Below are 14,658 nucleotides of genomic sequence, written 5' to 3'. Positions count from 1 at the left end.
TGTTTCCGTTCCAAAAATGCGACAGAAGTTACATATATTTACGTTAATATCGAGAAATGTAATTCAAGCCATCAGGCGATATTCTCGTGACACTTATCCAGCGCAGTCAACACGCACATCGCGGCAACCGCGAATTTTCCCTTAACAGCTTGGCCGCCGCGCTTTTGCGCGGCGTCGGCCTCACCACCTGTCTGGCCTCTTTGGGCGCCATCGGGGCCAGTCCGGCATGGGCGGTCGATCTCGGCTTTGCCCAGGTCTACAAGGGGGCCGACGGCAAAGACGGTTCAACAGCGTTCGGCTGGGAAAGTGCCACCGCGGGCCAGAACGGGCCTGCTTCCTACTGGACGCAAAACTCCCCCCTGACCAGAACCCTGGCCGGAAGCACGATACCTGCGCCCTGGCCGGCCACCGGCACCATTACCCTCAGGTCCATGGCGCTTGAAATCGGCTCCGTCGGCGGCGCGGGCGGTTCGGTCTACAGCAAGGGCGTCTTCCACAATGTGCCGGGCAAGCCGGGGGGCAGCGCCGGAGACGCCTCGCTTACCGTTTCCAAGTCAGCCGACATCACATGGGTGCTGAACTATGCGGTGCAGCCTTCAGACCGCTCCCTGCCCGTCATCTCGGTCTATTCAGTCGGCGGCACCGGAGGCCTGGGATACACCTCATGGACGGAAAGCGACGGCGGCATCTCCCGGGGTGGCGATGGCGGCGAGGCCAGGCTGAGCCTCGCATCGCGCATCACGGCGGTCGCCGGGGCCAATCCCCGCAACCTTTCGGTACCGGCCATCAAGGTGCTCTCCGAGGGCGGGGCGGCGGGCATAGGCAAGGTCGACGGCCGCAAGTCGTCCGACGGCACCTATGACTACAGGGTCGACATCGATCGCGGCGGCAACGGCGACCGCGTCGTCGTCACTCTGGAGCAAAGCGCCGACATCAATATAAGCGGGGCGCTGGCGCCCGCCCTGTCCGCCAGCTCGCTGGGTGGAAACGGCGGAAACGCCAGCAACAGCGGCGGCTACCCCTCCAACGCCGGCGACGGCGGCACGGTCAACTTCACCAACCGCGGCGCCATCTCCTCGAACGGAAGCAACTCCACCGCCGTCATCCTGCAAAGCGCCGGCGGAAACGGTGGCAACGGCGCCAACGGCGCCTTCACGTCGGGCACGCCGGGCGCCCGGGGCGGTGCCGGCGGCGCGGTCAATGCATTCAACAGCGGGACGATCTCCGCGAAAGGCGACTACAGTTTCGGCCTCGTCGCGCAATCGGTGGGCGGAAGCGGCGGAAGCGGCGGGGGCGCCGCCTTCGTATCCGGCGGCGACGGCGGCGGCGCCGGCCTGGGCGGAAGGGTCTCCGTCTTCAACCGCGGCGGCATCGCCACCACGGGCGCCGGCGCAAGCGCCATCATGGCGCAAAGCATCGGCGGCGGCAGCGCCCTCGATGCCTTCCACGCAGCCAAGCCCGCCATAACCGGCAAGGGCGGCGGGTCGGGCGGCAACAGTGGCATCCTGCCCTTCAGCAGCGGCGGGACCGGCGGCCAGGGCGGCGTCGGCGGCATGGTATACGTCGAACATAGCGGAACAATCAGCACGGCCGGCGATTCCGCCTATGGCGCGCTGTTGCAAAGCATAGGCGGAGGGGGCGGCACCGGCGGTGCAGCCTCGAGCTCCACCGCGTTTCTGGCCGTAGCCCTCGGGGGCGCGGGCGGCGGCGGCGGCATCGGCGGCGAAGTGGCCTTCCTCAGCCAGGGGGGAAGCATAGAAACCTCAGGTAAGAATGCAACAGCAGTGCTGGCCCAATCCATCGGGGGCGGAGGCGGCACCGGCGGCTACGCCACTTCGCGATCCGTCGGCTACGGCCTGTCGGCCTCTTCCGCCACGGGCGGTTCAGGCGGCAAGGGCGGCAAGGGCAGCCATGTCAAGCTCATCAATAGCTCCGCAATCCTAACCCGGGGCGAAGCCGCAACCGGACTACAGGCCAGCAGCATCGGCGGAGGCGGCGGCACGGGCGGCGGTGCTTCTGCCTTCGCCGTCGCCCTGCCCGCCGTCACACCCTCAGGCAAATCATTGCCTTCCATCACCCTTACGAATGCAATTGGCGGCTCCGGAGGCGATGGCGGTCTCGGCGGCTCCGTCAATCTCGACAACAAGACAGGCCTCGTCGAAACATATGGTGTAGGCGCCACCGGTATTCTGGCGCAGAGCATTGGCGGCGGGGGCGGCAACGCCGGCAACGCGTTCGCCTACGGTTTGGCCATCGCCGCTCCGGGCGCCACCGCGTTCAATGTCAGCAACAGCATCGGGGGCAGCGGCGGGGGCGGCGGCTCCAGCGAATACGCCAGCGTCTCCAACAACGGCAGCGTCCTTACGCATGGCGACGGCGCCATAGGCATTCATGTCCAGAGCATCGGCGGCGGCGGCGGCGCCGCAGGGTCCGCTTCCGCATCGGCCGACGCGCTCAGCCTGTACAGAACGGTCGCATTCGGCCAGACCATAGGCGGCACCAACAGCAAGGGCGGCGGCAAAGGGGGCTCGGCCGTTGTCCTGAACAACGGCCTGGTTGAAACGCGGGGCACCGGCGCCACGGGCGTGCTGCTTCAAAGCATCGGCGGAGGCGGCGGCAGCGGCGGTGCGGTCATTGCCTCGGCCTCATCCGGACTGTCCTTTGACAAAACGCTCGACAGCCTGGTGCAGAAACTGCCTCTGGCCGACTCGGTCACCGTCGTCAATGCCATCGGCGGCAACGGCGGCAATGGCGGCGATGGCGGTGTGGTCAACGCCGTGCTGTCGTCCTCGAGCGTGGTACGCACCCGTGGGGCCCAGGCCGACGGCCTGCTTGCGCAAAGCATCGGCGGCGGGGGCGGCATGGGCGGCGGCGGTACCGCCGCATCCGGGGGCACGACCTCGATCACCCTGTCGATGGGCGGCAAAGGCGGCGCGGGCGGTTCGGGGGGAACCATCGACGTGTCCAACCAGGGCATCATCGAAACCTACGGCAACGCCTCCCATGGCATTTTCGCCCAATCGATCGGCGGGGGCGGCGGCAACGGCGGGAGCCTGGCGGCGCCTGACGATGCGCCCGACACGGTCGGCGAAGTCTGGGCCGTGCTCAAGAAAGCGGTGGGCGTCGACGCCTACAAGAAGTGGGCGGCCGACACCAAGAACACCGAAACAAAAGAAGCCCTCGATGCCTTCGTCAAGGACATCCAGAACACCGACACCTACAAGTCGTTGGCGGACGCCTTCAAGAAATCCGACTTCTACAAAGAGATGCAATCTTCCGGAAAGAAGATCACCGACTATCTCGATAAACAATCCAAGGGCTCGGTCAAGCGGCCCGACGTTTCGCTCACCGCCTCGTTGGGGGGCAATGGGGGCCAAGGCAACCGGGGCGGCGACATCAAGCTCTTGCAAGGCGGGTCGGTCCTGACCACCGGCAACCTTTCCCACGGCATCCTGGCCCAGTCCATCGGCGGCGGCGGCGGCCAGGGCGGCGTAGCCTATGCATCCGGCACCAACAAGACCAATCTCAGCGCCACCCTGGGCGGCAAGGGCGGCAGCGGCAACGCCGGCGGCTACGTCGAAGTGACCAACCTCGGCTCGATCAACACCTACGGCGAAGCTTCCTATGGCTTGTTCGCCCAATCTGTGGGCGGCGGCGGAGGCATCGGCGTCGGCGCGCTCAGCAGCGACAACAAGAACCTCGTCCTCAACTTCACCGCCGGAGGCAACGGGGGAACAGGCGCATACGGCGGGCGAGTCAAAGTGGTCAACAGCGCCAAGATCCAGACACGCGGCGATGAAGCGCACGCAATCGTGGCGCAAAGCATCGGCGGTGGAGGCGGCGCGTTCATGATGAGCGCTCCCGACAGCAATGCCGACGCTCCGTCCGCTCCAGACGAAAAGGCCGTTTCAAGCGGCACGATGAAAGAGCTCCTGAAGGCCGTGGGCATCGAGAAAATACCGGCCGCTTCCACCGAATCGGCCGACAAGAAGCCTTCATCCAAGTCCGGAAGCTTCACGCTTGGCGGCTCCGGAGGGTCTTCGGGCGACGGCAACACGGTTCATGTCGTCCATGGCGGCGCCATCGCAACCTCGGGCGCGGCCGCATTCGGCATCCTGGCGCAATCCATAGGCGGCGGCGGTGGAATTTCCAACGCGGCAGGCAGCCCCGGCGGCGTCAGGTACGCCGTCTCCTATGGTGGCAACGGCGGGGCCGCGGGCAACGGTGGCAATGTTTTCATCCACTTCAACAACAATGCCTCGATCCAGACAAGCGGCGACCATGCAAGCGCGGTCTTCGCCCAGTCGATCGGCGGGGGCGGGGGCTATGGCGGCGCTTCGGTGCTGCAAGGCTGGACATTGCCCGTGCTGGGCGGCAGCGGGGGCTCCAGCGGCAACGGTGGGTACATAGAGATCGGAGGCCCCGGGGTCAGCAACGTCGCCATCCAGACAACAGGAGCCAAGGCCCACGGCGTCTTCGCCCAGTCGCTGGGCGGCGGTGGCGGCAAGATAAGCGATGCGCTCAAGACCGACGGCACGGTTCGCGCCGCGCTCGAGAAAACCGCAACCGTACTCAATGGCATCGTAAGCAAGACGGGCGGCTCGGGCACCATTCTTGACAATATCGACAAGGTTCCAGGCGAGCTGCAAAGTGTCGTCAGGCTGTTCGGCAACGACCAGGACACCGTCAACAGCGCCCTGGAAAAACTCAAGAACAGCCTGAACAAACGCAGCGCCTCCTCGGGTACAGGGGGCGAAATAAGGGTCTACCTGAGAGGCGAAGTCAAAACGGCTGGCGCCGGTTCGCATGGCATATTCGCTCAAAGCGGTTTCCAGCAGATCGATGGCGCGCTCGATCCGGGCCGCCGCGGCGGCGACATCCTCGTCGACTATCAAGGCGTCCTGCAAGGAGGCTCGGGCGAGGGTACGGCGATCGTCGTCGACGGCGGCAAGAACAACCGCATTGTCATCGGTGCCGATTCGCACATCAGCGCGCTTTCGGGCCACGCAGTCACCTCCACTTTCGGTGAAGAGTCGCTGCTCAACTTCGGCACCCTGGTCGGCGACGTCGACCTGGCCTATGGCGGCTCAACAGAGTTCAACACCTTCGAGAACGCGGCTGAGGGCACCTATATCAGCGGCGACAGGGGCATCATCAATGTCGGCAGTTCAAAGAACGCCAGGTTCCGCAACGTCGGAACGTTCGACATTGGCGGGGTCGGAAACATCGCCACCGCCACCGTCAAGGCGGCCGACATCCAATTGGGCGGCACACTGCGCGTCGACGTCAACAGCGTCGCGCCTGCAGGCGCCCCCAACGCCGACCTGCTGCAGGCATCCAAGATCATCGTCGACGGCGTGGCCATCAAGCCCCATGCGGTCGACGGATTGCTGCCCGACGGCAGCTTCGCCGTGGTGTCCGCCTCGACGCTCGAAACGAAAAAGCAGGCCAGGTCCGGAGCCAGCCCCGCCAGTCCCATTTCGTGGTCGGTCTCGCAAAGCGGCAACAAGCTCTTGATCTCCCCCACCTCGGCCGATTTCATCGGCAAGGCCCCGGGAACGCTGACCGACACAGAGCGCTCTTTGCTGAACAGCCTGCAGCAGGCCTGGGACACAAGCGAGACCGGCGTGGCGGGCCTTTTCGCCGACATGGCCAATATCGACTCGGCCCAGATGTACAGCGCAACCATCAACAGCCTTACGGCCACCGAAGACATCGGCCGGGCGGCCCTGGGCCAGACGCTGACGGGGCGCAGGTCGCTCAACGCCGCCTTCAGTTGCCCCCTGTTCGACGGCAGCGGTGTCACCATGCGCGAGACCCAATGCGTATGGTCGCGCATCATCGGCTCGCGCATGACTCAAAAAGACGGTCCGGACGGCGACGGCTTTTCGCAAGACCGCCGAAGCTACCGCATGGGCGGCCAATGGGAAATCCGTCCCGGCTGGTTCTTTGGCGCAACGGCCGCCTACAACACCAGCAAGATGCACACCAGCGACGGCCTGACCTCGATCGACGGCGACAGCGGCGACGTCTCGTTCTCGGTCAAGCACCAGACCGGCCCATGGTTGTTGGGCGCGGCGCTGCATGCAGGCTACGGAAGCTACGACTCGAACTCCCTGTTCATGATCGGCCACGACCTCTGGAGCGCCAGCAATACCAACGAGGTCTGGACAGCCGGCCTCAGGTTGCGGGCCGCCTATGAAATAACGCAGGGCAGCTGGTATATCAAGCCCTACGCCGACCTGGACGTCCTGCACACTTATATGCCGGGCTACACCCTTACCGGAGACGGCGCAACGCTGAAGGCCACTTCAATGAAGGAGTGGAGCGTTGCGTTCGAACCGGCGATCGAGGCGGGCACTCGCGTCGACCTGGGCAAATACGGATGGCTTCGTCCCTATGTGTCGGCGGGCGTCACGTTCATCAACAACAAAGCGCTGAACAGCGACGTAACCTTCTCTGAAAACGGGGGCCAGGGCATTACCTTCAGGTCGTCGTCATCGCTGCCCACCCGCCTGTTCAACCTGGGCGCCGGGCTGCAACTGTTCGCGCAAGACAAGTTCGAGTTGCGGGCCGAATACAAGGCCCAGATGGCGCACGATTTCCGCAACCACGAACTCAGCCTGCGGGCGGCCATTCCGTTCTAAACGGCCGTGCACACGAAAAAAGCAGCCTTGCAAGGCTGCTTTTTTTTATCCGCTTTTTATTATGCGTTTTTTATTATCTGCTTTTTATTGACTGGCGCGCCCGACAGGAATCGAACCTGTATCAAGAGCTTCGGAAACTCTCATTCTATCCATTGAACTACGGGCGCGGCAAAGATCATTATTGTAGCCTGTTTTGAAGACAGCCTGCATTCAGCGGGCAGTCCCGGTATAATCGTACGGTTTGTGGGCAACGACCCGGGCAAAGACCCCATGGGGCCTTGAAACATAAAGAGCTTTGAAGACAGGGCTTAAGGCTTTGTTCCTTTCCAGGAAACGCAGGACTCGATCATGAACAACACAGAAGACCACGTCGAAACAACCATCGAGGGGCACGAAGGCCTCATCAAGACGCCCAAGCAATTAATCGTTACCGTCGTTCTTGCTTTCATCGTCCCGGTCATCATTATTTTCCTCTTGATCAGGCTCGTCATCAGCTCGGCCATTCCCGCCGCCGGCTCCGACGCGCAAACCCCCGAAGCCATCGCCTCGCGCATCAAGCCCGTCGCCGGCTTCGCCCTGGTCGACGCCAATGCTCCCAAGGTTTTCAAAACCGGCGAGCAAGTCTTCGAATCCACCTGTAGCGCCTGCCATACGGCCGGCGTGGCCGGCGCGCCCAAGCTGGGCGACACCGCCGCCTGGGCGCCGCTTATCAAAGAAGGCTACGAAAGCATGCTGCAGATCGCCCTGCACGGCAAAGGCGCCATGCCGGCCAAGGGCGGCAACCCCACGCTAAGCGACTTCGAAATAGAGCGCGCCGTGGTCTACATGGCCAACAAGGGCGGCGCCTCGTTCGACGAACCGGCCGAGCCCGCCGCCGAAGGCGAAGAAGCTGCCGCAGACGCCGCCAAGGCTTCCGCCGAAGCCCCTGCCCAGCCCGCCCCCACCCAGCCGCAGCCCGCCGCGGCCGCGTCGGGCGACGCCGCTGCCGCGCAACAAGCCGAGAAGGCCCCGGCCGCCCAGGCCGAACAAGCAGCGCCGGCAACTGAAACCGCCGCCGTCGATCCCGCCGGCGAAAAGCTCTACAAATCGGTCTGCTTTGCCTGCCACGATGCAGGCGTGGCCGGTGCACCCAAGCTGGGCGACAAAGCCGCCTGGGGCCCTCTTATCGCCACCGGCATGGACGCCATGGTCGAGATCGCCCTGCACGGCAAGGGCGCCATGCCTCCGCGCGGCGGCTCTCAGGCCAGCGACGAAGAAATCCACGCCGCGGTCCAGTACATGGTCAGTAAGGCGCAATAAGTCCGCCTGCGGCGGCAAGGCACAGGGCTCAACGCCCGCCCTGCCCCGCATCACCGCGCCGCACTTGGCCAGTCACTTGCCGCCGGGCCTCGCCCACAGAAAAGTAGTAACCCGCAAAAAAACAGTAGCATTCAAGCAGCCCCCCAAGGGTTGGATATTGATCCAGTCCTTGGGGGGCTGCTTGTTTTCACACGAACGATTTTCTTTTTAAGGCTTTGCCCGTCAAGCCGCGACGCTGGCCGGTTCGGCTGTCAGCGGCAGACCCAGCTGCACCCGCCGCTGCAGCCACAGGCTGGCGCGGTAGCGCGCATCGCCGGTCACCCGGTGCATATTGCGCAGGATGTCCAGGATAAGGGCTGCGCCGAGCGAGTCGCCCATGCTCAGGGGGCCGCCCCTTGGGTAGCCCAGGCCCAGCGACACCGCCAGGTCGATGTCGCCCGGCGTGGCAATGGTTTGCTGCGCGATATCGCTGGCCACATTGACGATGGTGGCGATCATGCGCTGGCCCACGAAGCCGGCTGAATCGTCGATGACCGAAACCGCCGTGCCGTCGGAGGCGAGCAGGGCATGGGCCGCATCGCGCCACTTGGGCAGCGTGGCCGGCGAGCACATGACGACGCGCCGCTTGCCCTGCTCCAGGCCGAAGAAGGTGTCCAGCGCCACCGTGCGTTCGCCGTCAAGCTGGTATTCAGCCACGACGCTGGATGTGTCCTCGCCATAGGGAGTGACCACGATCAGCGCGTCGGCGGGCGGCGTGTCGGTTGCAATGACGCCCACGCCCAGCTCTTTGAGCAGCGCAGCGGCCCGCTTGTGGCCGACCGGATGATAAGGGGCCAGCCATACCTTCATGCCTTCGGGCAAGGCCGGAACGGCCGGTGCGTCAGGTACCTGCTTGGCGCCGTCCACATACTGGTAGAAGCCCTCTTTGGTCTTGCGGCCCAGCAGGCCGCCCGCAAAGCGCACCGCCGTAATGGGCGACGGACGGAAGCGCGGCTCGTCGTAGAACTGCTGGTAGACGGACTCCATGACCGGATGCGAGACATCCAGCCCGGTCAGGTCCATGAGCTCGAAGGGCCCCATCCTGAACCCGGCCTGCTCGCGCATGACGGCATCGACCTGGTAGAAGGGCGCCACCGCCTCTTGCACCAGCCGCAGCCCCTCGGTGTTCATGCCGCGCCCCGCATGGTTGACGATGAAGCCGGGCATGTCCTTGGCCCGCACAGCGGTATGGCCCATGGCGCGGGCCAGGTCCATCAGCGCATCGCCAATGGCCCGGTCGGTGCGCAGGCCGTCTATGACCTCCACCACCTTCATCAGCGGCACGGGATTGAAGAAGTGGTAACCCACGACCCGCTCGGGCCTGGAGCATGCGGCGGCGATGGCCGTGATGGACAGCGATGAGGTATTGGAGGCCAGGATGCAATCTTCGGCCACAATGCCCTCGAGCTGCTGGAAGAGACTCTGCTTGACGTCCAGCCGCTCGACCACGGCCTCGAGCACCAGTTGCGCCGCCGACATCGCCTTCAGATCGGAACACGGCTGGATGCGCGCCAGCGCAGCCTGCCCGGCCTCGGCCGTGATCTTGCCCTTGCCCGCCAGCTTTTCCCAGGTTTGGCCAAGGTTGTCGCGCGCGGCGGCCACGGCCTGCTCGTTCAGGTCGTACAACAATACCTGCAGGCCCGCCTGGGCCGCGATCTGGGCAATGCCCCGCCCCATGGCGCCGGCGCCCACGATTCCTATGGTTTCGATCTTCTTCATGTCATCCCACTCCGTACTGCCGATTGAAAACAAAACCCCAATGATAAAACGGATTGGCGCCGCGCCCTTTGGCGGCAGCTGCCGCTCTCTTGTTGCTCCCTCGAGACAGAATGTCAAATTAAGGGTAAACCCTAAAAAATGTCTTGTATAAGACTAGGGTTTACCCTATAATTCATTCATCTGCTCGAAAACACACGGGCCAACCTAATTCCGAGACCGCCATGATCGACTATCCGAACGCCATTCTGACCGACTCCCTCGAGCGCGAATTGCTGCGCCAGGAACTCGATTACTACAACGAAGCCCCCCTTCTTTCGCTGTTCAGCTGGATCGCCTCCGGTGCCAAGGCCGTGCAGAACAAGATCGTGTCCTTCGTGGCCGGGGTCTCGTCCGACATGGACGCCGCACGCCAGGAAGGCCACAAGGTCACCGCCGCCTAAGTACAGCGTACAGCGCAGCTCAGATCCGCTTTATTTTCGGCGCCTGCTTATAAAGCAAGGTTCGCCGGACGGGAAAGCCGGTCCTCACAAGGGACCGGCTTTTTTGTCGCGGGGGCTTTTTGTTCCGCAAGGCCTGGGCACCGCTGCGCCCTTGTCACCCCTTCTTGTTGAGCAGATCCTTGAGCATGCCCAGGCGCTGCTTGGGGCTCAGCGCCTGCAGTTCGGGATCTTCGCGAAGCTTGACGGAAGAAAGCCCCATTTCGTCGATGAAGCGCGAGGGTTCGCACACCACGTCTTCGCGCGCGCGCCGGCGCTTCTTGCACCAGGTCAGGTGCAGTGTGCGCTGTGCCCGTGTAATGCCCACATACATCAGGCGCCGTTCTTCTTGTATGCGCGTGGCCAGCGATTCGGCGGCCTTGGCCGGGTCGCCGTCCTCTTCGTCGCGCCCCATATGGGGCAGCAGGCCCTCTTCGACCCCTACAAGATATACGTGCGGGTACTCAAGCCCCTTGGACGCGTGCAGGGTGGAAAGCTTGACGGTATCGGGGTCATCCTCGTCGCCCCGCTCGAGCATGGTCACCAGCGCCACATGCTGGACGAGCTCGAAAAGATCCAGATCGTCTTCTTCGGCCTTGCGCTTCAGCCAGCCGACCAGTTCCTGCACGTTCTGCCAGCGCGTCTGGGCGGCGCGCTCGTCCAGGGTGTCGTAAAGATGGCGCTCGTACTGGATGACGCCCAGCAATTCGTCCAGCAGGGGCCCCGCCGGCTCGGCGCCCTGCGAGACGCGGTCGCTTCCCTTGCGGCCGGCCCGCTGCTGGATCTGCTGGATGAAGGCCGCAAAGGTCTGCAAGGGCTCGAGCTGGCGGGCGGCCAGGCGCTCGGCTTCCGCAACCTCGAACACGGCCGCGAACAATGACAGCTGCTTTTGCGAGGCGAACTCGCCCAGCGCCTGCAAGGTGGCCTGCCCTATGCCCCTTCTGGGGGTGGTGACGGCGCGGATGAAGGCCGGGTCGTCATCGTCGTTTGCGATAAGGCGCAAATAGGCCAGCACATCACGTATCTCGGCCTTGTCGAAAAAGCTTTGCCCGCCCGACAAAGTGTAGGGAATGCGCAGGTTGCGCAAGGCCTGCTCCACCACCCTGGCCTGCTGGTTGCTGCGATACAAGATGGCAAAGTCGCGCCATTCGGCCCGCCGCTCGAAGCGCTCGGCCGAAATGCGCAATGCAACCGATTCGGCCTCGATGACGTCGGTGTCCATGGCCGTGACTTGTATGGGCTCGCCTACGCCCAGGTCGGACCACAGCTTCTTGTCGAACAGATTGGGGTTATGCCCGATGACCTGGTTGGCCGCCGACAATATGCGCTGCACCGAGCGGTAGTTCTGCTCGAGCTTGATGAGCTTGAGCTGGGGATAGTCGGTGGTGAGCTTGGCCAGGTTCTCGACCGTGGCGCCGCGCCAGGCGTAGATGGCCTGGTCGTCGTCGCCCACCGCCGTGAACATGGCGCGCCGCCCCGTAAGCAGCTGCACCAGGCGATACTGGCATTCGTTGGTGTCCTGGTATTCGTCCACCAGCAGGTACTGCACCCTGGCCTGCCAGCGCTCGCGCACCGCCTCGTTGCCTTGCATCAGCACCGTGGGCAGCCTGATCAGGTCATCGAAATCCACCGACTGGTAGGCCGCCAGGGTGGCGTCGTAGCTGCGGTAGATGCGTGCCGCCTCGGCTTCATTGGGAGTCGCGGCGGCCTTCTCGGCGGCATCGGGGTCCATCAGGGCGTTCTTCCACAGCGATATCGTCTGCTGCACGCTGCGCAGGCGCGCCTTGTCGGTGGTGGCCAGAAGCTCTTGGATGATGCCCATGGCATCGGTGGAGTCAAGAATGGAGAATTCGGGCTTCAGGCGGGCGTGCCGGGCTTCTTCGCGCAAAAAGCGCACGCCCAGCGAGTGGAAGGTGCTGATGGTCAGCCCCTTGGTAAGCCGCGAGTCGACCAGGGTCTTGACCCGCTCGCTCATTTCGCGCGCCGCCTTGTTGGTAAAGGTAAGCGCCACCACGTGCCTGCCCATGTAGCCGCATTCGCGCAGCAGGTAGGCGATCTTCTGCGTGATGACCCGGGTCTTGCCGCTGCCGGCGCCCGCCAATACCAGGCACGGCCCGTCAAGATACAGGGCGGCCATGCGCTGCGGGGTGTTCAAGTCGCTGGCCAGCGTGTGGCCGGGGGCGGGCGTGGCTTGAGTCATCAGATTTCCAGCGGGTCGACTTCGAGCTGCCAGCGCACGCGCTTCTCGGCGGCCAGCTGCGGCAAGGCCTGCATCCAGGCCGCCAGGAAGCCCTGCAGGGCCGGCCGGCTGGCGCTTTCCACCAGCAGTTGCGCGCGTTCTATATTGGCAACCCGCACCACCCGCAAGGGCACCGGGTCGTACAGGTTGAGGGCGTCAAGCATGGGAAACCACTGCGGCTCGCCTTGCGCAACTTCGCGTGCCAGGCTCAGGAAATCAAGCGCAATGCGCAACTCGCGCGACTCGGCGGTAAGCAGCGCCTGGTAGGCGTAAGGTGGAAGCCCCACGGCCTCGCGCTCGGCCAGCGCATACTCGGCGAAGCCGGCGTAGTCGTGGCGGGTGATGGCCTGGTACACCGGCTGCTCGGGGTAGTCGGTCTGGATGATGACCTGCCCGCCCTTGACATGGCGTCCCGCCCGGCCCGCTACCTGCATCAGCTGGGCAAACAGGCGCTCGGGCGCGCGGAAGTCTTGGGCGAACAGCATGGAATCGGAATTCAGGACACCGACCAGGCCCAGGTTGGCGAAGTCGTGTCCCTTCGCCACCATCTGCGTGCCCACCAATATGTCGACCTCGCCCGCATGCACCTTGGCGAACAAGGCCTCGGCACTGCCCTTCAGGCGGGTGCTGTCGGCGTCTATGCGCGCAATGCGGGCTTGGGGAAACTCTTCGGCCAGGTGTTCTTCGACCCGTTGCGTGCCGCGGCCCATGGGACGCAGGTCCTGGTCGCCGCAGTCGGGGCAGGCGCGCGGCACCGGCGCGCGGTAGCCGCAATGATGGCAGTGCAGCGCATTGCGCCCGCCCCTGCCTCGGTGCAGCACCGTATAGGCAGTGCAGCGCGTGCACTGGCTGACCCAGCCGCAGGAAGAACACGCCAGCACCGGCGCATAGCCGCGGCGATTCAGGAAGACCAGGCATTGCTCGCCACGCTCGAGGCGCTCTTGCATGGCGGTGATCAGATGCGGCGAAAAACCCTGCTGCATGGCCAGCCTGCGCGTATCGACCAGCCGCACCGAGGGCAGCTCGGCGTCGCGCGCCCTGTGGGTGAGCGACAGCTTGAGGTAATGGCCGTTTTGCGCGTGATGCCAGCTTTCAAGCGAGGGGGTGGCCGAACCCAGCACGACCGGAATGCGAAGGTCGTGCGCCCGCCATACGGCCAGGTCGCGCGCCGAGTAGCGCAGGCCCTCTTGCTGTTTGTACGACGCATCGTGCTCTTCGTCGACGATGACCAGGCCCAGCTCGGGCATGGGCGTGAAAATGGCCAGCCGGGTGCCCAGCAGGATGCGCGCCTCGCCGCGCTGGGCGCGCAGCCATGCACGCAGCCGCTCTCCCTCGGCCAGCCCGCTGTGAAGCACAGCCAGGGCATGGGGCTCGGCAATGGCCGCCAGGCGCGAACGCAGAGACCGTTCGAGCTGCGGCGTGAGGTTGATTTCGGGCACCAGAAACAGCACCTGCCTGCCTTGAGCCAGGGCCTGCTGGGCGGCGCGCAGGTAGACCTCGGTCTTGCCGCTGCCCGTAATGCCATGCAGCAGCACCGTTTTATGGCCCTGCAGTTCGCAGATGGCCTGGGCCGCGGCCTGCTGGGCCGCGTTCAGCACCGGCACCGGGGCCGGCTGCACAGGCACGGGCTTGGCGCCCTGCCGGGCATCGCTTCGCTTCACGGGCCCGCCTGCCGAGCGCTTGCCCTGGTAGGCCGACACCTTGCGCAGGCTGGCAGGCAGGGTGGGAAGCATGACTTCGCCCAGGGGGCGCTGATAGTACTGCGCCGCAAAGCGGGCCAGCCTCAGCCAGTCGTCAGGCAGGGGCGGCAGATCGTCCAGCACCTGCTCCACTGGCTTGACCAGGCGGGCTTCGATGACCGGCGTGTCGGCGGTTTCGGCGACGACGCCGACCAGCTTGCGGCGCCCGAAAGGAACGATGACCCGCGTTCCCACCCGCAGCGGCCCTTCGGCGCGGTAATCAAATAGTCCCGGCAATGGAACGTCGAGCGCCACCCTGACCCAGTACACACCGGTGCCGACGTCCGGCAAGGACGCGGGCTCGGCGGGCTCGGTGGATGGCGCGGGACTTATCGACACTTAAAGTAAATTCTTATGAAGAGCACGCAAACGTTGAGGGGATGGGACATTGCCAGGCTTATCCAGCCCGCCTGTGGATAACTTTGGGGAGAAACACAGTGACAACTCGGGAAAAGTCAATGGCGTTTCCGGTAATATCATCAGAAAGCCGCGACAATTTC

General features: G+C 64.6%; 6 protein-coding genes and 1 tRNA gene. 3 read left to right on the top strand and 4 right to left on the bottom strand.

The features are described from left to right. Positions 1–86: 86 nt before the first annotated feature. Positions 87–6,647 carry an autotransporter outer membrane beta-barrel domain-containing protein gene (locus tag C7440_RS02400; RefSeq protein WP_116517339.1) on the top strand — a complete coding sequence of 2,187 codons (6,561 nt, stop codon included), beginning with the start codon at positions 87–89 and terminating at the stop codon, positions 6,645–6,647. Positions 6,648–6,739: 92 nt separating this feature from the next. Here C7440_RS02400 and C7440_RS02395 read toward each other — a convergent pair. Next, positions 6,740–6,814: transfer RNA gene (locus C7440_RS02395), tRNA-Arg, on the bottom strand. A 181-nt stretch (positions 6,815–6,995) separates the two neighbouring features. Between C7440_RS02395 and C7440_RS02390 the strand changes: the two genes are divergently transcribed. After that, on the top strand, positions 6,996–7,946 hold the full coding sequence (locus C7440_RS02390) for a c-type cytochrome (RefSeq protein ID WP_116517338.1): 951 nt from the start codon (positions 6,996–6,998) through the stop codon (positions 7,944–7,946). Positions 7,947–8,168: 222 nt separating this feature from the next. On the opposite strand, the gene C7440_RS02385 is transcribed toward C7440_RS02390, so the two are convergent. Beyond that, entirely contained in the window at positions 8,169–9,704 is a 1,536-nt protein-coding gene (locus C7440_RS02385; protein WP_116517337.1) for a 3-hydroxyacyl-CoA dehydrogenase, read from the bottom strand. Positions 9,705–9,925: 221 nt separating this feature from the next. Between C7440_RS02385 and C7440_RS02380 the strand changes: the two genes are divergently transcribed. Continuing rightward, complete coding sequence (locus C7440_RS02380; RefSeq protein ID WP_017523654.1) at positions 9,926–10,144, top strand: hypothetical protein; 219 nt, start codon at positions 9,926–9,928, stop codon at positions 10,142–10,144. Between the two features lie 154 nt (positions 10,145–10,298). Here C7440_RS02380 and C7440_RS02375 read toward each other — a convergent pair whose 3' ends face one another. Together C7440_RS02375 and C7440_RS02370 are read right to left on the bottom strand one after the other, a co-directional pair. Then, a complete protein-coding gene (locus C7440_RS02375; protein WP_180064370.1) occupies positions 10,299–12,380 on the bottom strand; it encodes a UvrD-helicase domain-containing protein in 2,082 nt (693 codons plus the stop codon). Beyond that, positions 12,380–14,491 carry a primosomal protein N' gene (locus C7440_RS02370; RefSeq protein WP_180064381.1) on the bottom strand — a complete coding sequence of 704 codons (2,112 nt, stop codon included), beginning with the start codon at positions 14,489–14,491 and terminating at the stop codon, positions 12,380–12,382. Before C7440_RS02370 ends, C7440_RS02375 begins: the two co-directional genes overlap by 1 nt. Positions 14,492–14,658 lie beyond the last annotated feature (167 nt).

It is taken from the genome of Pusillimonas noertemannii (genome assembly GCF_003096595.1).
Lineage (GTDB): Bacteria > Pseudomonadota > Gammaproteobacteria > Burkholderiales > Burkholderiaceae_B > Pusillimonas > Pusillimonas noertemannii.
This window is presented reverse-complemented; position numbering and strand designations above follow the sequence as displayed.

Coding starts and splice junctions, on each gene's coding strand:
- C7440_RS02380 (WP_017523654.1), top strand. CDS start 9,926: ATGATCGACTATCCGAACGCCATTCTGACCGACTCCCTCGAGCGCGAA.
- C7440_RS02375 (WP_180064370.1), bottom strand. CDS start 12,380: ATGACTCAAGCCACGCCCGCCCCCGGCCACACGCTGGCCAGCGACTTG.
- C7440_RS02390 (WP_116517338.1), top strand. CDS start 6,996: ATGAACAACACAGAAGACCACGTCGAAACAACCATCGAGGGGCACGAA.
- C7440_RS02385 (WP_116517337.1), bottom strand. CDS start 9,704: ATGAAGAAGATCGAAACCATAGGAATCGTGGGCGCCGGCGCCATGGGG.